16 protein-coding genes and 4 pseudogenes are annotated in these 18,426 nt (G+C 60.4%); 9 read left to right on the forward strand and 11 right to left on the reverse strand.

Going from position 1 to position 18,426, the window contains the following annotated elements:
- Nucleotides 1-9: 9 nt before the first annotated feature.
- Entirely contained in the window at nucleotides 10-900 is an 891-nt protein-coding gene (locus ACZ1HM_RS12370) for a DMT family transporter (protein WP_472743038.1), read from the reverse strand.
- Between the two features lie 140 nt (nucleotides 901-1,040).
- Between ACZ1HM_RS12370 and ACZ1HM_RS12375 the strand changes: the two genes are divergently transcribed.
- Nucleotides 1,041-1,877 (forward strand): tellurite resistance TerB family protein, encoded by an 837-nt coding sequence (locus ACZ1HM_RS12375; protein ID WP_472743039.1) that lies wholly within the window; start codon nucleotides 1,041-1,043, stop codon nucleotides 1,875-1,877.
- A 284-nt stretch (nucleotides 1,878-2,161) separates the two neighbouring features.
- Here ACZ1HM_RS12375 and ACZ1HM_RS12380 read toward each other — a convergent pair.
- Nucleotides 2,162-3,480, reverse strand: a pseudogene (locus ACZ1HM_RS12380) (DEAD/DEAH box helicase).
- A gap of 333 nt (nucleotides 3,481-3,813) precedes the next feature.
- Between ACZ1HM_RS12380 and ACZ1HM_RS12385 the strand changes: the two are divergent.
- Entirely contained in the window at nucleotides 3,814-4,233 is a 420-nt protein-coding gene (locus ACZ1HM_RS12385; RefSeq protein WP_472744614.1) for a Fur family transcriptional regulator, read from the forward strand.
- On the opposite strand, the gene ACZ1HM_RS12390 is transcribed toward ACZ1HM_RS12385, so the two are convergent.
- Nucleotides 4,214-5,272 carry an AbrB family transcriptional regulator gene (locus tag ACZ1HM_RS12390; protein ID WP_472743040.1) on the reverse strand — a complete coding sequence of 353 codons (1,059 nt, stop codon included), beginning with the start codon at nucleotides 5,270-5,272 and terminating at the stop codon, nucleotides 4,214-4,216. The genes ACZ1HM_RS12385 and ACZ1HM_RS12390 overlap by 20 nt on opposite strands.
- Nucleotides 5,273-5,355: 83 nt before the next feature.
- Between ACZ1HM_RS12390 and ACZ1HM_RS12395 the strand changes: the two are divergent.
- The 6 genes and pseudogenes from ACZ1HM_RS12395 (at nucleotide 5,356) to ACZ1HM_RS12420 (ending at nucleotide 9,454) form a co-directional block, all read left to right on the forward strand.
- Nucleotides 5,356-6,223, forward strand: a pseudogene (locus ACZ1HM_RS12395) (DMT family transporter).
- A 94-nt stretch (nucleotides 6,224-6,317) separates the two neighbouring features.
- Nucleotides 6,318-7,591, forward strand: a pseudogene (gene eno / locus ACZ1HM_RS12400) (phosphopyruvate hydratase).
- An 18-nt stretch (nucleotides 7,592-7,609) separates the two neighbouring features.
- A complete protein-coding gene (locus tag ACZ1HM_RS12405) occupies nucleotides 7,610-8,125 on the forward strand; it encodes a GNAT family N-acetyltransferase (protein ID WP_472743041.1) in 516 nt (171 codons plus the stop codon).
- Nucleotides 8,122-8,556, forward strand: coding sequence for a cupin domain-containing protein (locus ACZ1HM_RS12410; RefSeq protein WP_472743042.1), 435 nt, complete (start codon nucleotides 8,122-8,124; stop codon nucleotides 8,554-8,556). The genes ACZ1HM_RS12405 and ACZ1HM_RS12410 overlap by 4 nt, the downstream gene beginning before the upstream one ends.
- A 14-nt stretch (nucleotides 8,557-8,570) precedes the next feature.
- The gene (locus ACZ1HM_RS12415) at nucleotides 8,571-8,972 is read left to right on the forward strand and encodes a fatty acid desaturase (protein WP_472743043.1); all 402 of its coding nucleotides are present in this window, start codon (nucleotides 8,571-8,573) and stop codon (nucleotides 8,970-8,972) included.
- A 32-nt stretch (nucleotides 8,973-9,004) separates the two neighbouring features.
- Nucleotides 9,005-9,454: a fatty acid desaturase gene (locus tag ACZ1HM_RS12420; protein ID WP_472743044.1), complete on the forward strand. Its 450-nt coding sequence runs from the start codon at nucleotides 9,005-9,007 to the stop codon at nucleotides 9,452-9,454.
- 224 nt (nucleotides 9,455-9,678) lie between these two features.
- Here the strand turns inward: ACZ1HM_RS12420 and ACZ1HM_RS12425 are convergent, their stop codons facing one another.
- From ACZ1HM_RS12425 to ACZ1HM_RS12440, 4 genes are all read right to left on the reverse strand, one after another.
- Entirely contained in the window at nucleotides 9,679-10,263 is a 585-nt protein-coding gene (locus ACZ1HM_RS12425; protein ID WP_472744615.1) for an HNH endonuclease, read from the reverse strand.
- A 150-nt stretch (nucleotides 10,264-10,413) separates the two neighbouring features.
- On the reverse strand, nucleotides 10,414-11,079 hold the full coding sequence (locus tag ACZ1HM_RS12430; RefSeq protein WP_472743045.1) for an alpha/beta hydrolase: 666 nt from the start codon (nucleotides 11,077-11,079) through the stop codon (nucleotides 10,414-10,416).
- Nucleotides 11,076-11,708 (reverse strand): DNA-3-methyladenine glycosylase family protein, encoded by a 633-nt coding sequence (locus ACZ1HM_RS12435; protein WP_472743046.1) that lies wholly within the window; start codon nucleotides 11,706-11,708, stop codon nucleotides 11,076-11,078. The genes ACZ1HM_RS12430 and ACZ1HM_RS12435 overlap by 4 nt, the downstream gene beginning before the upstream one ends.
- Nucleotides 11,680-12,441 carry a precorrin-6A/cobalt-precorrin-6A reductase gene (locus ACZ1HM_RS12440; RefSeq protein ID WP_472743047.1) on the reverse strand — a complete coding sequence of 254 codons (762 nt, stop codon included), beginning with the start codon at nucleotides 12,439-12,441 and terminating at the stop codon, nucleotides 11,680-11,682. The genes ACZ1HM_RS12435 and ACZ1HM_RS12440 overlap by 29 nt, the downstream gene beginning before the upstream one ends.
- Before the next feature lie 100 nt (nucleotides 12,442-12,541).
- On the opposite strand from ACZ1HM_RS12440, the pseudogene ACZ1HM_RS12445 reads away from it, so the two are divergent.
- Nucleotides 12,542-13,757, forward strand: a pseudogene (locus ACZ1HM_RS12445) (MFS transporter).
- Here the strand turns inward: ACZ1HM_RS12445 and ACZ1HM_RS12450 are convergent.
- The 4 genes from ACZ1HM_RS12450 to cysS are packed head-to-tail and all read right to left on the reverse strand — an operon-like array spanning nucleotide 13,758 to nucleotide 18,314.
- Nucleotides 13,758-14,531, reverse strand: coding sequence for a squalene/phytoene synthase family protein (locus ACZ1HM_RS12450; RefSeq protein ID WP_472743048.1), 774 nt, complete (start codon nucleotides 14,529-14,531; stop codon nucleotides 13,758-13,760). It lies immediately after the preceding pseudogene.
- Nucleotides 14,528-15,256 (reverse strand): class I SAM-dependent methyltransferase, encoded by a 729-nt coding sequence (locus ACZ1HM_RS12455; RefSeq protein WP_472743049.1) that lies wholly within the window; start codon nucleotides 15,254-15,256, stop codon nucleotides 14,528-14,530. The genes ACZ1HM_RS12450 and ACZ1HM_RS12455 overlap by 4 nt, the downstream gene beginning before the upstream one ends.
- Nucleotides 15,253-16,878: a citramalate synthase gene (cimA, locus tag ACZ1HM_RS12460; RefSeq protein WP_472743050.1), complete on the reverse strand. Its 1,626-nt coding sequence runs from the start codon at nucleotides 16,876-16,878 to the stop codon at nucleotides 15,253-15,255. The genes ACZ1HM_RS12455 and cimA overlap by 4 nt, the downstream gene beginning before the upstream one ends.
- The gene (gene cysS / locus ACZ1HM_RS12465; RefSeq protein WP_472743051.1) at nucleotides 16,875-18,314 is read right to left on the reverse strand and encodes a cysteine--tRNA ligase; all 1,440 of its coding nucleotides are present in this window, start codon (nucleotides 18,312-18,314) and stop codon (nucleotides 16,875-16,877) included. Before cysS ends, cimA begins: the two co-directional genes overlap by 4 nt.
- Nucleotides 18,315-18,426 lie beyond the last annotated feature (112 nt).

Genomic DNA, 18,426 nt, shown 5'->3' on the forward strand with positions numbered 1-18,426 from the left:
AAAGGCCCGCTATGCCGCCGTTTTGGGTTTGCGGTTGATCAGAAATATCCCACCGGCCACCAGCACCAGCGCGCCCCAAATGGAGGGGGCGACCTCTTCTGACAGCAGCAGCCAGCCCAACAGAACCGAAAACACCGGCGACAGAAAGCTGAAGGAGGCGACTGAGGACGCAGGGTAAATCGTCATCAGCCAGAACCAGAACAGAAATCCCAGGCTGGCCACGCCGATGATCTGAAACGCCATTGCCGCGTAGTGAAGGGGCTCAATATCGCGCACCAAGGGGCCAAATGCGGGCGCAAGCAGCAGCAGGATGGGCGCGGAGATCGCCACCTGAAACAGCAATTGCTGCGTCGGCGGCACCTTGGACAAGGGTGTCAGCCGCACGCAGACCACGATGGCCGCCCAACACAGCGCCGACATCAACGCCAAAAGATCACCCGCCCAGCTCACCTCGCCCCCGTCCCGGTCCGCCATCGCGATGGCAACGCCTGCCATGGCCATGACCAGCCCGATGGATTTGATTTTGGTCAGCCCCTCGCCCGGGAAAAAGACATGCGCAAAAAGCGCCAGCCACACGGGCATGGAATAAAAGATCACGGAGGCCCTGCTGACCGTGGTGATGTCCAGCGCGGTGAAAAGGCAAATGAACTCCAACGCAAAGATCAACCCAGCAGCGATCCCGCCTGCCCAGGCCGATCTGGGCACATGAAAGCTGATACCGCGCAGCCACATCCAAAGCGCCAGCACCAAAACCGCCCCAGCTGAGCGCACGCCCGCCTGAAAAACCGGGCTGATCCCGTCTGATGTGACCTTGATCACCACTTGGTTAAAGGCCAGGTGCAGCGCAAAAGCGATCAATGCCGCTGCACCCAAGAAGTCCATGTGTTCTTTGCGTTCCATCCTCTCACCAGCGCGCAGCACGCCGGGGCTGTCAATGCGTAAACTGTTGCCGATGCGGCAGATTGTTTGAATTTCCCCTCCCTCACCGGGGAAAACCTGCCACAGTGGCGGGCGACTCGATTAATGTGGGGGATCACAACATGAGCTTGATGAAAACACTGGCCAAAGTGGCCGTAGGCGTTGCTGTTGCCAAAGGGGCCAGCGCCATGATGCGCAACACCGGCGGCACACAAGCGGCCTCAGCCGGAGGGTTGGGCGGCTTGCTAGGCGGTCTTGCGGGTGCGGCAGGCGGTGTCGGTGGCGGCGCTGCTGGCCGGGGCGGCGGTATCGAAGATATGCTGGGCGGCCTGTTGGGCGGTGCCGGTGGGCGCACGGGCGGTGGCATGCCCGGCGGACTGGGCGGGTTGTTGAACCAACTGGGCGGTGCCAGCAGCGCTGGATCATCCGGCGGTTTGGGCGATTTGCTGGGCGGTCTGGCCGGGGCTGCTGGTGCAGGTGGCCTGCTGGGCGGCCTGGGGGCGGCTGTGCAAAAACGACCCAGCCAGAATGCCCATGACTTTGGCGCGGTCCTGAACTCTCAATTCGCGGCCACACCAGAGCCCGAGATTGAACCATCGCAAGAACAAGAAGCCGCCGCAGGGCTGATGCTGGCTGCGATGATCCAGGCGGCAAAGTCTGACGGAACCTTTGATGAGGCTGAAAAAGACAAGCTTCTCAACCAGCTGGGCGATGTCGATGCTGAGGAAGCCGCCTTTGTGCAGGCGCAATTACAAGCGCCTGTCGATGTCGAAGGCCTGGTGCGCGACACACCGCGGGGGATGGAGCCTCAGATCTACGCAATGTCGATCCTGGGCATCGACCTCGATACCCAGCAAGAGGCGCAGTATCTGCACAAACTTGCACAGGCCTACGGTATGAGCGCGGATCAGGTGAATGACATCCACGGCCAGATGGGCGTGCCGTCCCTTTATACCTGATCAGTCGGGTCCAGCGCTGTTAGGGTCAGGGTCCATTCATATCGCGCCACTGGCGTCAAAACCGCGAAATTTTAGTGGTTTGAGACATGTCCGCGCCGAACGGGTTCATTGCAAATGTCTCATGCCGCTGAAAGGAAGCGGTTTTGTCGTCCTTCGGATTTGACAGATTTTCCTCATGAGCTGCGTTACATCTGCTTGAAATTCAACAAGAGTTCCTGCGCAGATGTGCCTTGTCACGAAAAAAATCTGTCAAACCAGCGGTGTGAGATTAATGGACCCTGACCCTAGGCAGCGCTGGCTTTCCCGCGCCCGCCGCGGCGACGGCGCTGACCGTTGCCGCCGGGCTTACCTGCATTGGCAGACTTGGGCGCACCGCCACCTCTGGCTTGTCCCCCTGCCGGTTTGCGCGCACCACCACCGCCGGACCTGCGGCCACGGCCACCACGGGCGGGTTTCTCTTCGATCTCGGCCCCTTCCCATGCGCGGCCAGAGGCCACTGGAATGCGGATCTTCATCGTTTTCTGAATGGCAATCAACTCGCCCATCTCATCGGGTGCACAAAAAGCAACCGCAGCGCCGTCTTTACCCGCGCGCGCGGTGCGGCCAATGCGGTGCACGTATTGATCCGGCACGTTGGGCAGATCGTAGTTATAGACAAACTTCACATCCGGGATGTCGAGGCCCCGCGCCGCCACATCCGTAGCCACCAGAACCGTGATGTCACCAGCCTTGAACCCCGCTATCGCGCGGTCCCGCTGACCTTGGGATTTGTTGCCGTGGATGGAGGCCGCGTCAAAACCCGCCTTCACCAGCGTCTTCATCAGCTTTTCTGAGCCATGTTTCGTGCGGCCAAAAACCAGCGCCCGTTCGCCTTTGTGCTTGCTCAAAAGCTCAATCAGCAATGACGTTTTTTCCGCCTTGGCAATGAAATGCACCTCTTGCGTGACCTTATCGGCGGCCTTGCCGGGGGTGAGACCTCAACCCGGATGGGGCGGTCCAGATAGGTGTTGGCAATCTCATTCATCAGCTTGGGCATCGTGGCCGAAAAGAGCATCGTCTGACGCTCTTTCGGGATCACGGCTGAGATTTTGCGCAGGTCATGGATAAAGCCCATGTCGAGCATCTGATCGGCCTCATCCAGCACCAGGAACGTCGTCTCTTCGAGCCGCACAGCCTTGCGGTCCATCAAATCCAGCAAGCGGCCCGGCGTGGCAACAAGGATATCAACCCCGCGTTCCAACCGCTTGATCTGAGGGTTGATGCCCTGCCCGCCAACGACCATCTGCACCTTCAACGGCGTCCGTTCGCAGTAGCCTTTGAGGTTGACCATGATCTGCTGCGCCAACTCTCGTGTTGGGGCCAGCACCAGGGCGCGCACGCTGCGCGGTGCGGGGCGTTTGGGATCGGCCAGCATCTGCGCGACCAGCGGCACGCCAAAAGCGGCGGTCTTGCCGGTGCCGGTTTGGGCCAGCCCCATTACGTCACGGCCATTCAACGCATGTGGGATGGCTTGTTTCTGGATCGGGGTGGGATCTGTAATGCCCATATCTTTCAGACGCGCCACCAGCTTTGGCGGCAGGTCCATCATATCAAAATCGCTCATATCTCTCTTTCAGCACCCGGTTTTCAGGCGCATGTTTCGCGGGACGCGTCCTGCGTCCTGGGTGGGTCACGCAAATCGGATCGCGGCCGGGTCCACAATGACATCCAGCCGTCCAATGCGTTTGCCCCACGCGTGATCTTGGGAACAGGGGCGGCCTTGGGCGGTTGTGCAGCGGATCGCTCCGGCACCAACCCTGCTCACGCGGCAGAAGGCATCGCCTGCCCTGCAGATGGGGCACGCGCCCGCATAAGTCAACCGGCAACAGGAAATCCGGTGGCACCGCATCCAAAAGGACGCTAAGGGAAGGACCACGATTTGACTGAGGACGCACCGATGGGCACAACCATCTTGCAACGCTGTGAAGATATGGGCCTGCGCATGACCGGCCAGCGTCGCATCATCGCACAGGTCATTCAGGACAGCGACGATCATCCCGACGTCGAAGAGCTTTTTAGCCGGGCTGCCAAGCTGGACAATGGGATCTCCATTGCGACGGTCTACCGCACCGTGAAGCTTTTCGAAGAGGCGGGCATCCTCGACAAGCTGGAATTTGGCGATGGCCGCGCGCGCTATGAGGATGCCGAGCGGGATCATCACGATCACCTCATTGATCTGAACTCAGGCGAAGTGATCGAATTCGTCGATGCCGAAATCGAAGCGCTGCAGGAAAAGATTGCCCGCAAGCTGGGCTATGAGCTGCGCGGCCACCGGTTGGAGCTTTACGGCGTGCCGATCAAACCGTCCGAGACGTGATGGGCTTAGCCCGCGCCAGCATGGCGGGCAGCATAAAGGTCAACACCATTAGCCGGGCGATGTGACAGGCCGCAACAAACCCCGGCACGGCCCCCAAAACCGCCCCCATGGCAATCATCGTCTCAAGCCCGCCGGGGGCAAAGGCGATAAGCACATGCGCAGATGGCATCCCCAAAAGCAGAGCGACCGGCACGGCAGCAACCGCCACAACCGCAACCGCGATCGTGGTCACGAACAGCCCCGCTGCAAGGCCCTGACGCAGGTCTGCCAGCCGCACCCCCGCAAACCGGGTGCCAATGAGCGCCCCAAGCACCAGATACGCCGGCAGCACCACTTCTTCCGGCAGAACGCCCGGGGTCAGAGTGCTCAGATGTCCGGCCGCCGACAGCACCATTGCCCCCATCAACAAGGGTGCTGGCACGGACAAACGCTTGAAGAGCAGCCCCAAGACGACGCCACCCCCGGCCAATGCAGCGATATGAACCAGCGCCATGGCATCGCCCTGCGGTGCGATGCTGCCTGAAACCTCAATGCCAAGCGCCAGCGCGACAAAGGGCACCACGATGGTCAGCGACAACAGGCGCACCGACTGAGTGATCGCAATCCGCGCCACGTCAGTGCGCAGATCAGACGCCACCGCAATCACGAAACTCAAATGCCCCGGTGCGGCAGCAAGGATCGCCGCCTTCGGCTCAAATCCGAACCACCGCACCAAAGCGGCAGCACACAGGCGCAAAACCAACCACATCGCAATTGCCATCGCCACAAAGGCCAAGGGCCAGCGGATCATCGCGGCCAAGGCATCCGCGTCAAAGCCGGATCCAACTGCCAGCCCCAAAACGATAAAACAGACATCGCGCAACCGATCATCAATTGCCGTGGCCACCCCCAAAAGCCCCGCAAGCGTCACAGCCACCGCAGGCCCCAAAAGCATGAACACAGGGGCCGACACCGCCCATCCCACGCCAGCGCCGCACACCGCAACTGCCAAAGTCATCAGTGTTGCCATCAGGCTGGATGTCGGGGTGGCAAGGCGCATGCCCCCTGTCCTATCACTGCCCCTTGCCCTTGTCCGGTAAAACCGTCATGCCAAGCGCAAGGCAAGACACTCAAGGACAACAGATGGATAATCTACGCGGTGCATCCCTGATGGTGCTGGCCATGCTTGGCTTTGCCGTAGAGGATATGTTCATCAAATTCATGGCCGGTGGCATCAGCGTGGGCCAGATCATGGTCATGCTGGGCGGCGGTGGTGCCCTTTTCTTTGGCGCGGTGGTGCTGGCGCAGGGCAATGCACTTTGGTCGCGTGAGATGATGATCCTGCCCACGGCCATACGCGCCTTGGGTGAGATTGTGGGCACGATGGGCTTTATTTCGGCCATCGTCTTTACCTCCATCTCCAGCGCCTCTGCCATTTTGCAGGCCACACCGCTTGTCGTCACCTTGGGGGCGGCGCTGTTTTTGGGCGAACAGGTCGGCTGGCGCCGGTGGAGCGCGGTATCGGTGGGCCTGTGCGGCGTCTTGCTGATCATCCGCCCCGGCTTTGACAGCTTTGAGGTTCTGTCTCTGTTGGCAGTCTTGGGTGTACTGGGCCTGGCCGCGCGCGATCTTGCCACGCGCCGCATCCCACCTGAGACCTCAACCATGCAACTGAGCTTTCTGGGGTTCGTCGTGCTGGTGCCTGCCGGGATCGGGCTGATGCTGGTGACCAACACACCCTTTGCCCAGCCAACAGGTCGTGAGATGTGGCTGTTTGCGGCCGCGTTGATCGTTGGGTTGGGGGCTTACTACGCGATTGTGGCGGCCATGCGCGTGGGCGACGTGAGCTTTGTGACCCCTTTCCGCTATGCCAGATTGCTCTTTGCGCTGGTGATTGGCGTCATGGTCTTCAACGAGATCCCCCGATGCGCTGACCCTGACGGGGGCTGCCATCATCGTGGCCTCAGGCATCTATACCGTCTGGCGTGAGCGGCGGTTGGCACAGCGCTAGACCTACCGCAAAGACATGTTAGCGCAAACAAGCGCCTTTCCCCTGCTGCGCTGGCCCTGTAAAGACAAGCCAACGTAACCCAGAGGACCCTTCCATGAGCACCATCATCGACATCCACGCCCGCGAAATCCTGGACAGCCGAGGCAACCCAACGGTGGAGGTTGATGTCATCTTGGAAGACGGCACCATGGGCCGGGCGGCAGTACCCTCAGGTGCCTCAACCGGTGCCTATGAAGCCGTTGAAAAACGCGACGGCGACGCGGCGCGCTACATGGGCAAAGGGGTGCTTGAGGCCTGCGCTGCTGTAAACGGCGAAATTGCCGAAGCGCTGGTTGGCATCGATGCCACGGATCAGGTTGAAATTGATGAAACCATGATTGAGCTTGACGGCACCGACAACAAGTCGCGTTTGGGCGCAAATGCGATCCTGGGCGTGTCCTTGGCCACCGCAAAAGCTGCGGCTGATTACTGCACCCAGCCGCTATACCGCTATGTCGGCGGCACCTCTGCGCGGGTGTTGCCCGTGCCGATGATGAACATCATCAACGGGGGGAGCACGCGGATAACCCCATCGACATCCAGGAATTCATGATCATGCCAGTGGCCGCAGAGAACATCCGCGATGCGGTGCGCATGGGGTCTGAGGTGTTCCACACCCTGAAAAAAGAGCTTTCCGCAGCAGGCCTCTCCACCGGCATCGGCGATGAGGGCGGATTTGCCCCCAACATTAGCTCCACTCGGGACGCGCTTGATTTCATTCTGAAATCCGTTGACAAAGCTGGATACAAACCCGGCGAAGAGATTTACCTTGCGCTGGATTGCGCGGCGACAGAATACTTTAAGGACGGCAAGTATGTCCTTGCAGGTGAGGGAAAAACGCTCACAAGTGAAGAGAATGTGGACTACCTTGCCGCGCTGGTTTCAGATTATCCCATCATCTCCATCGAAGACGGCATGTCAGAAGATGACTGGGACGGTTGGAAGGCCCTGACCGACAAGCTGGGCGGATCTGTCCAACTGGTGGGCGATGACCTTTTTGTCACCAACCCCGCGCGCCTGGCCGACGGCATAAAGAAGGGCAGCGCCAATTCCATGCTGGTCAAGGTCAACCAAATCGGCAGCCTGACGGAAACCTTGAAAGCCGTGGACATGGCCCACCGCGCGGGCTTCACCAATGTGATGTCGCACCGCTCTGGTGAAACGGAGGATGCCACCATCGCCGATCTGGCCGTCGCCACCAATTGCGGCCAGATCAAAACCGGCTCTCTGGCCCGGTCTGACCGGCTGGCAAAGTACAACCAGTTGATCCGCATCGAAGAAATGCTGGGCGAGACCGCGCAATATGCAGGCCGCAGCATTCTAAAATAAGCTGTGCCAGGCGCGCCGGTGTCCGACATAGAGATCATCCAAGCCACCTCAGAGGCGGACGTGGACGCCGTCCGTCGCCTGTGCTGGGACTACCGCGCGTTTCTGTTTGAGCTGTCTGAGGTGGACCGGAAGATCACCGAAACCTTCTATCCTGTGCCAAAATACGAGGCGCTGATGTCTGCGCTGCCCCGCCATCACGCCCGCCCGACGGGTCTGATGCTGTTGGCACGCAACGCGGAAGGCGCACCAGTGGGCTGCGGGATGAGCCAAGCGCTTAGCGCGCAAAGATCAGAAATCAAACGAGTTTTTGTCACACCTGAGGGCCGCGGCCTGGGCGTGGCACGCCAGATCTGCACCACCCTGATTGATCAAGCCCGGCAAGACGGCTTTACACAAGTGGTCCTGGACACCTCAAAAAACCTTGCCGCTGCGCAGGCACTTTATAACAGTCTGGGCTTTGCCCAGCGCGGACCCTATCAACAGATCCCAGACGCCATGCTGCCCCATCTGTTGTTCTATGAGCTGACCCTATGACCGCTGATGACATCATCGCCCACCTCAACCTGGCTCCGCATCCCGAAGGCGGCCACTACCGTCAGACATGGATTGCTGAAAACCCTGGCCGCGCCACCGGCACCTGCATCTATTTTCTGCTCAAAGCGGGGGAAAGCAGCCACTGGCACAAAGTGGATGCCACTGAGATCTGGCTCTATCACGCAGGCGCGCCGCTGATCCTGAGCCTGTCTGAAACGGACAAGGGCCCCGCCACAGAACATCTGCTAACCCCTGATCTAACCAAGGGCGCACCGCAGATCATTGTCCCCCAAAACCACTGGCAAGCCGCCCGCAGCACAGGGGCCTTCACCTTGGTCAGCTGCACAGTCTCTCCCGGTTTTGATTTTGATGGCTTCACCCTGGCCCCAGCGGACTTTGACATTCCGCTTTTGCCAAACGCCAACGGGTAGGCTTAGCTGGCCCCATGGATCACACCACCTTCATTGCCTCATTGACCACCGCTGAGCGCGCAGCACTGCACGGCAAATCAACGGCGAAAGGCCTGCTGCATCTGGCGGGGCATCTTGCTGCCCTGCTCTTCATGGCGACATGGATCGCCTTGCAAGCCCCCTATTGGGGCTTGGTTTTGTTGCCTTACGGGGTGACGATGATGTTTCTCTTTACCCTCAGCCATGAATGCACCCATGCAACCCCCTTTGCGCATCCCCGGCTGAACGACCTGGTGGGCCATGCTGTGGCCCTGCCCCTGATGCTGCCCTTCACCTGGTTTCGCTACTTCCACTTTGCCCATCACAAATGGACAAACGATCCTGAGCGTGATCCCGAACTGGAAGGGGCCGGCCTGAAACCTGGCGCGCCTATCTGATCTATCTCAGCGGGTGGCGCTATTGGCGGGGCATGGCGCTGACGCTTTGGCGCAATGCCTTTGGCCCCCTCAACGCACCCTACCTGCCCGCCCGCAAACATCCCGCAATGCGAAGGGAGGCCCGGTGGATGTTGGCAGGCTATGCCCTGCTGGGACTAAGCTTGCTGATCTCACCGCTCGCCTTCTGGCTTTGGATCGCCCCCGCCCTGCTGGGCCAGCCGGTTCTGCGGCTCTATCTGCTGGCCGAACATGGGCACTGCCCACCGGTGGCCAATATGCTTGAAAACACCCGCACGACATTCACCAACCGTCTTGTGCGTTTCCTGGCCTGGAACATGCCCTATCACGCAGAACATCATGCCATGCCGCAGGTGCCTTTTCACGCGCTGCCGCAGCTGCACCAAAAGATGCGCAGCCACCTGAAATCAACGGCCCCCAGCTACACTGCCTTCACCAAGGATTACCTGAACGACCTGTCCTGACATCTCTGGTCTGGCGCCGCCCTTGCTTGAACATCAGACGGGCATGGGGCGGACCGGTTGCCAAGATAAATCAACGCGGGGCCCCTTTGGGGATACGTTGATTTGTCTTGGGAAACGGGCGGGCCCATGCCAGGCAGAGGTTCGATCAAGGGCGGCGCCAGACCCTCTGGGATGGTGGGCCCGCAGCGCAACCCAGCCCGGCCACACAAAACCGCATCAGCGGCTCACGCCTCCAGCTCTGCGTCCCAATAAAGGAAATCCATCCAACTTTCGTGCAGATGGTTCGGCGGGAACTTCCGCCCCATGTTGCGCAGCTCTTCCGCACCCGGTTGGCGGGGCGGCTTGCGCAGATGCATGCCCGTGCGGTGCAGTGACTTTGAGCCTTTTTTCAGATTGCACGACGAACAGGCCGCCACCACATTCTGCCAGGACGTCACCCCGCCCGAGGCACGCGGGACCACATGATCAAACGTCAGCTCGCCGCGCGCACCGCAGTACTGACACTGAAATTCGTCCCTCAGAAATAAATTAAAGCGCGTGAAGGCCACGCGCTTTTGAGGTTTTACATAGTCTTTCAAAACAACTACTGACGGTATTTTGAGCGTCATCGTCGGGCTTCGCACCACATCGTCATATTCAGCGACGATATCGACCCGCTCCAGCCACTTTGCTTTGATGGCGTCCTGCCAGGGCCAAAGCGAAAGCGGATAATAACTCAACGGTCGGTAATCCGCATTCAGCACCAGCGCCGGCCTGTGTTTCAGCCCCGCTGGCTGCCTGGTAAATTCAGTTCTGAAGTCCCCGTTCATGCTGCATCCACCCCTGCTCATCAAGATCACTATATCTCGTGGTTTTGCTCTGGCAAGCCCAAGCATGGCACAAGATGTCGCGGACCGTCATGGCAGGGGAATGTGACTGTTTTCTGACGCTATGACGCGGCTTTGCTTTGTGTCAGGACCCTAAAGGCTAAGCTTGTCGCGCATAAACGCCAAGGCCACACTCAGCCCATCAGGCGCAATGCCGTGACCGGTGCCTTTCATGATATGGGCAAAAACGTCCTGCCAGCCTGCCTCTTGCAGCGCCTCTGCGGCCTGCGGCAAAGATTGCGGCGGCACCACATCATCCGCATCGCCATGCACCAACAAGACAGGCGGGCGCACCTGTGTCTCTTCGGCCAGCAATTCAGGGGACAACAACCGACCGGAGAAGGCGACGATCCCCGCCACCGCGTCTTCGCGCCGGGGGGCCACGTGCAGGGCCATCATTGTCCCTTGGGAAAACCCGAAAAGAACGACCTGTTCAGGCAGCACATCTTCATCCACCATCAGCGCGTCTAGAAAAGCGTTCAGGTCCGTGACCGCCTGCTCCATGCCGCGCATCGATTCCTCTTCGGAGGAGCCATCAATCCACGGGATCGGGAACCACTGATAGCCGCCCATCATGCCAGGCACATTCTCCGGCGCGTCGGGGGCTACAAACATCGTGTCAGGCAAATGCTCACCCAACGGATCCGCCAAACCCAACAGATCAGCCCCATTGGCCCCGTAGCCGTGCAGAAATACGACGATGGAGCGTGTCGTGCCTGAGACCGGCGCGCGCCGTTCTGCGTTCAATACCCGTGTCATGAGAACCCTTCTCTGTTCTTTATCACTCGGTAGTAGGCAAAGAGCGCCCGCGCTGCAACAGATCGCCAGGGCGACCAATCTTTAGCCAAGGCGCGCAGTGCGTCCGGTTTGGGCCGTTCGGGCAGATCAAAAAGGTCTTGGGCGGCAACCTGCAAAGCCAGATCGCCTGCCGGGAAAACATCCGGTGCACCCATGCAAAACATCACATAGATCTCAGCCGTCCAAGGCCCGATGCCCGTCAGCCCGATCAGGGCCGCCATGGCCTGATCCTGGGGCAAAGCGTGAAGGGCCGCATAATCCACCTGCTCTTGCGCCAAAAGCTGGACGTAGCGCGCCTTGGGCCGGCTCAGCCCTGCCGCGCGCAAGCCGTCTTCACCAGCGCTCAGAACCGCATCTTCGCTGACCAGTCCCGCAGAAACCATCCGCCCCCGGATCGCATCGGCAGAGGCGACACTGACCTGTTGGCTGATGATGATATCGACAAGGCCCTGAAACCCTCCGGGGCGCAGCCGCAAGGGCAAGGGGCCGGTCTGTGCCAAAGCCTCGGCAAACCGCGTCTCTTGCCGGGCCAACCAGGCGGCACCGGCGGCGACGTCTGCATCACAGGTGATCACCCAAGAGGCGGTCAAAGCCCTGCGACCCAATCCACAACGGCGGCAGTGTTGTCGACACTGCGCGCCCCCGGGGCAAGGCAGGCCTGTTGACCAAGATTACCGGCATCTTCAATGCCGCAGCCGCGTCCAGTTTCGGCCGGCTGGCCACCCCGCCCAGGTTGCGACAGATCAGCAAATCAACGGCGCGCTTGCGAAAAAGCGCGATCTCACCCGCCACTGTGAAGGGCGCTTGATCAAAAGCCAGCTCAACAAAATCAAAGGGTGGCAGCCGGTCATGCCTGTGGGTCTGGCGCAGCAACAGCTTCGATCCGGGAAACGTGGCACAGTCAGGCAAGCTGGACCAACCCGTGGCCGAAAACACCCGCGCACCCGGCGGTACAAGCTGCATGGCCGCACGCACATCCGGGGCGGCGCGCCACAGTGGGTTTTCCGCATCAGACCAAGCTGGGCGCGAGAAATTCAGAAACGGGATGCTGGCAGCGGTCGCCGCGGCAAAGCCCGCAGCTGTTAAAGCCTGATCAAAACCGTGGCTTGCGTCCACAATGGCCCGCGCGCCCGTTGCCAATGCCATCAGATCCTCTGCCCGGGGCTGTTCAATCAAATCAAAGGGCACGGGCGGCGGGGTTGGTCCTTTGGAGGGCTCTGTCAGCACCGCGTGCACCTGCAATCCCAGCCCCGCGATGCTTTGGGCAATCGCCCGTGCCTCCATACTGCCTGCCAGCAGCAAAATATCCGCCCGTCCGCTCATATGCGCGACCATAGGCAGACCAGCGCCCAACACAAGAGGCGCTCTGGGGCTTGCCCCCGTCCATGGGCAGGAGTACGGCTTGGCGGTGAAGGGACAGTTTATGATCGATGATACCAGGGCCAAAAAGAACGTGGCCGTTCTTGTTGCGGCGCAAGCCTTTTTGGGCAGTCAAATTACGATGATCTTTGTGATCGGTGGGCTGGCAGGCCAACAACTTTCGCCAAACGTCTGCCTGGCTACACTGCCCATTTCAATGATTGTCTTTGGCTCCATGACCTCGGCGCCCTGGTTGTCACCATTCATGCAGAAACATGGCCGCCGTGCGGGGTTTCTGATGGGTGCGCTTGGCGGGTTGGCCGGTGCGATTGTCTGCGCCTATGCGCTGACCATCGGCAACTTTTGGGTCTTCCTGGTGGGCAGCTACCTCACTGGTATCTACATGTCATCTCAGGGGTTTTTCCGTTTTGCCGCGGCCGATACCGCGTCTGAAGCGTTCCGGCCCAAAGCCATCTCTTATGTGATGGCGGGGGGGCTGATATCGGCCATCATCGGGCCGCAGCTGGTCTCTGTGCTGTCCAATGGGCCAGACGCGACCGTGATGCGGTTCTTCCCGGTCTATATCGCGGCTATGGGGCTGAATGTGCTGGGCATGCTGCTGTTCTTCCTGCTCGACATCCCCAAACCCCCGGCCCCCACCATGGACAGCCCCAAAGGCCGCACCCGCTGGGAGCTTTTGACCACACCGCGCATCGCGGTCGCGGTGATCTGCGGCATGGTTTCTTATGCGTTGATGAACCTTGTGATGACCTCAACACCGCTGGCTGTTGTCGCCTGTGGCTACGGGGTGGCCGATGCATCGAACGTCGTCACCTCACATGTGCTGGCAATGTTTGCGCCGTCCTTTTTCACCGGCCACCTGATCGCCCGCTTTGGGGTGGAAAAGATCATGGGGCTGGGCATCGCCATTCTGGGCGTGGCAGGCATGGTCGCACTGCAGGGTGTCGCCTTAACCAACTTCTATATCGCGCTGGTTCTGCTGGGGCTGGGGTGGAACTTTGGCTTTATCGGTGCAACGACGCTGTTGGCCAGCAGCCACGCCCCGCATGAACGGGGCCGGATGCAGGGGCTGAACGATCTGTTGGTCTTTGGCGGGGTGACATTGGCCTCCCTTGCCTCGGGCGGTTTGATGAACTGCTCTGGCGGGACGCCAGAGGCCGGATGGGCCGCGGTGAACATCGCCATGATCCCCTTCCTGGCCACTGGCAGGCGGCGCGTTGATCTGGCTGGTGCTGCGCCCTCGGCCAGAGGCCGCCTGATCACCAGCGCCCGGAAAGCGCGCGAAAGGCCAACCAACGGTCACCTGCCACGGGATCAGGCAGGGCTCCGGCAGCAACCATGCCGGGGTCTTGCGCCGCAAGTTGCAAAACACGGTCTGCAAGGCCGATGTGCCACAACGCAGCCCGCGCCGGGCGCGACACAAGGCGGCGCTGCTGGCGGGCCTGGGCCAAGCGTTGAAGCGCCTCTTGTGCCAGATCCTTCACACCCTGAGCGGTGCCGTCCAGCAAGGGCACCCTGCCCTGCGCCTCAAGCTCGGGAATGGCGCAAAGCCATCCCGCTATCCCAAGCGCAAATCCCGCATCCCGCACGGTACGTTCATCCGCAGGGCCCAGCGACTTTGCCGCCACCCATGTCAGCGCACCGGCGGTTTCATCCATGTAGCGGGCAAAATGCGCGGCGTCCTCGAAAGGATCGCGGTAAATATCCCATCGCCGCGCCGCCACAAGGCGGTCCAGGAGCGGCGCATCACCCGCCCCAAGCACGGCGCTGAGCGGTGTGGTCACCTCATGACGGCGCACCGGTTTGCCTTCGGCCACCTCTTCGCAAACATCGCGCCACCATTGCAGACGCATCTCCGCAATCATCGGCTCTTGGGTGACCCAGGGCGCGCGCGCGACCTCAACGTTGAAGGCGTAAAGCGGAAAAAGCACGCGCCGCGCATCAGGCGAAGCCGCCATCGCCCCACGAAAGCGCCAAGGATCGCCCTTTTCCACCAATGCCGCGCAGGCCGTCAGATCCGCATCAAAGCTCATAGCTTGCGCGCGACACTCAGCAGATAGCCAAACTCATCCCGGTGCGCGCGCCAGCAGGCAATTTCTTCGGCGTTCTCATCCAGGACCTGGCGCAGCACCTCATCCGCATCAGGCCGAAGGGCCGCGATGCGGGCCTCAAGCGGTGTGAAATAGGCCTCCCAAGCCGCATCAGACAAACGCCGGCTGCCCAGCACCTCATAGCCTGCAGCCGCAATCTGAGCCTGCACACCCGCCTCGTCCGTCATGGTGGGATATTCAGTGTCCCAAAGCGCGCGCGCCCGGTCTGAGCGGTCTTGCGTGAACCAGGACGCCTCAGAAAAGGCCACCACTCCGCCGGGCCGCAAGGCTTTGCGCCAGGTTTGCAGCGCCTGCGTGACGCCCAGAAAATAAACCGCCCCCGCAGACCAAATCAGATCATAAGTGTTCTGAATGCGGGCCATATCCGCCTGCAAGACGGTCACACGGTCCTCATCTTTCCAACGCTGGCGGGCTTCTTTGACCAGATGCGCTGCGGTATCAAGTGCTGTCACTTGCCCTTTGGGTGCCACCTGCAACAGCGCCGCGATATCGGCCCCCGGACCACAGCCCACATCCGCCATCAATGCGTTCTGGGGCGTGCCCGCGATCTCAGCCGCCCACAGCACATCTTCGGCCAGCCCCGGCCCTTCGCGGGGCAAATCGCTGTGCAGCTGAAAGAACGCGTCCATATAGGCCTGATCCATCATGTCTGTGGTCCCTCCAGATCGCGGACCAGCTTCCAACGGATCGCGTCTAACAGCGCGTCAAAGCTGGCGTCTACGATGTTGGGGCTGACGCCAACGGTGGACCACCGCTGGCCCATCGCGTCTTCGCTGTCGATGATGACGCGGGTCACAGCCTCAGTGCCGCCCTGGGTGATCCGCACCTTAAAGTCCACCAGCCGCATGTCGCCCAGCATGGTGGAATATTTGCCAAGGTCCTTCACAAGCGCCTTAGCCAGCGCGTTTACAGGGCCCCGGTCACTGCCGATCTCATCCATACTTTCACTGACAGACAGCCGCTTTTCGCCGTCAACTTTGACCACGACAACCGCCTCGGACAGGCTGACCATCTCGTTATATTTGTTTTTGCGCCGCTCCACTGTCACCCGGTAGCGTTTGACCTCAAACAGTGTCGGCATCTTCCCCAGCGCATCGCGGGCCAGCAGCTCAAAACTGGCCTGCGCGGTGTCATAGGCATAGCCTTCTGCCTCACGCGCCTTGACCTCTTCCAGAATGCGGCCCAAGGCGGGATCGCCCTTTTCAACCTGCAATCCAGCCTCCACCAGCCTTTTGCGCAGGTTCGACTGCCCGGCTTGGTTGGACATCGGGATGATGCGCGTGTTGCCCACCGTGGCAGGCTCAACATGTTCGTAGGTTGAGGGGTCTTTCAAGATCGCACTGGCGTGCAGACCGGCCTTATGCGCAAAGGCCGATGCCCCCACAAAAGCCGCCTGCTTGCGCGGCACACGGTTGAGGATTTCGTCCAGCATCCGACTGGTGCGGGTTAACCCGGCCAAAGCGTCAAGCGTGATGCCGGTGTCATAGAGGCTGGCGTAGGGTTCCTTCAGCAAAAGGATCGGGATCAGCGCTGTTAGGTTTGCGTTGCCGCAACGCTCCCCCAGACCGTTCAAAGTGCCCTGAATTTGCCGCGCGCCCGCATCAACGGCGGCAAGAGAACAGGCAACTGCGTTTTCCGTGTCATCGTGGGTATGGATGCCAAGATGATCGCCGGGAATGCCGCTTTGGATGACCGCGCGGGTGATGTCGCCCACCTCAGCGGGCAAGGTGCCGCCGTTGGTGTCGCAAAGGACAATCCAGCGCGCGCCGGCGTCAAACACCGTCTTCAGGCAGGTCAGCGCATAATCAGGGTCTGATTTGTACCCATCAAAGAAATGCTCTGCATCAAACAGCGCCTCGCGACCCGACGCCACCAAATGCCCCACGCTTTCGCGCAGCAGCTCAAGGTTTTCGTCCAGGGTAATCCCCAACGCGGTCTTGACGTGAAACTCATGCGTCTTGCCCACCAAACAGACCGATCCGGTGCCCGCATTCAGGACAGCCGCCAGAACATCATCGTTCTGCGCGGATATACCGGGGCGTTTGGTCATGCCAAAGGCCGTCATCTTGGCGCGGGTTTTGGGGGCTGCGTCAAAGAACGCGTTGTCGGTGGGGTTCGCCCCCGGCCAGCCGCCTTCGATATAGTCGACCCCAAGGTCATCCAGCGCCCGCGAGATCTGCTGCTTTTCTTCCGTGGAGAACTGCACATCCTGCGTTTGCTGCCCGTCGCGCAGCGTGGTGTCATAAAGATAGAGGCGCTCTTTGCTCATAACACCCCCTCCAATGTGGCGGGATCAAAGCCGGGCGGGGCCACAAGCGTGACGCCCTCTTTGCTCATCTGAACCTCAACCCCGGCTGCCACTAGGGCGGATTTGATCCGGTCGACTTCCGCGAAGTCCTTGGTTTGCATCGCCGTGGCGCGGGCCGCGGCCAGCTGGGTTTCAATTGGTTTGAGCAACGAAGACTCTACGGCCCCATCAAAAACCCACGAACCCATTGTGTGGCTATCCTCAAGCAATCCGAGCAACTGCGCAGAAGCAGCGAAATCATCCATCTCAGATTGTGAAACGTCCGATCTTTGCCGTTTAAGCAGTTCTTTGGCAGTTAGCTTCAACCTTGAGATAGCCTTTGACGTATTTAGGTCGTCAGAAACTGCAGCTACCACATCTTGGTATGGAACGCCGTTGCCGCTCGCTGAGGCTGAAAGGCTCCGCCATTTCCTGAGTGTGTCCGAAGCCTCTGCCCGCTTCTTTTCCGTCCAATCCATCGGCTTGCGGTAATGGGTGGACAGGAGCACAAAGCGGATCACCTCACCCGGCACGCCCTCTTCCAACAGATCGCGCACCGTAAAGAAGTTGCCCAGGGATTTGGACATCTTCTTGCCCTCCACCTGCAACATCTCATTGTGCATCCAGACCTTGGCAAAGCCGTGGCCCGCGCAGGTGCTTTGGGCGATCTCGTTCTCATGATGGGGGAACTGCAAATCATTGCCGCCGCCATGAATGTCAAAGCTCTCGCCCAACAGCTCATGCGCCATGGCAGAGCATTCGATGTGCCACCCCGGCCGCCCCCGGCCCCGGGGGCTGTCCCAGCCCGGCAGATCGTCGTCTGAGGGCTTCCACAGCACGAAATCCATCGGGTTACGCTTGTAGGGGGCCACCTCCACCCGCGCGCCTGCAATCATATCCTCAACCGAGCGCCCCGAAAGCGCGCCGTAATCCGCATAGCTTTCCACCGCAAAAAGCACATGGCCCTCGGCGGCATAGGCATGGCCCTTAGCGATCAGATCCTCACACATGGCGATCATCTGCGCGATATAAGCCGTGGCGCGCGGCTCAGCACTGGGGCGCAGCGCGCCCAAGGCGTCCATGTCGTCGTGATACCAGCCGATGGTCTCTTCTGCGCGCTCTGCAATCAGCTCTTCCAGACTGCCCGGTGCCCCGGCGGCTTTGCGGTTTTGCGCGGTTTCATTGATGCGATCGTCCACATCCGTAAAGTTGCGTACGTAAGTCACCTGATCCGCGCCATAGACATGACGCAGCAACCGAAAGAGCGTGTCAAACACGATCACAGCCCGCGCGTTACCAATATGGGCGCGGTCATACACCGTGGGCCCACAGACATACATCCGCACATTGTCCGCCGAAATCGGCTCAAACGCCTCTTTGCGGCGGGATTTGGTATTGTGCAGCGTGATCGTCGTCATTGGTCTTTCCTCGCGCAAATCTGACGCGGGCTTGCCACATATCTCTCAGTTTGGAAATGACATGAATGACGGCCCGCGAGATGTCTCTCAAGCGGTAATGCAGCAGGTAATT

This window comes from Sulfitobacter sp. GN1-4 (genome assembly GCF_055693825.1).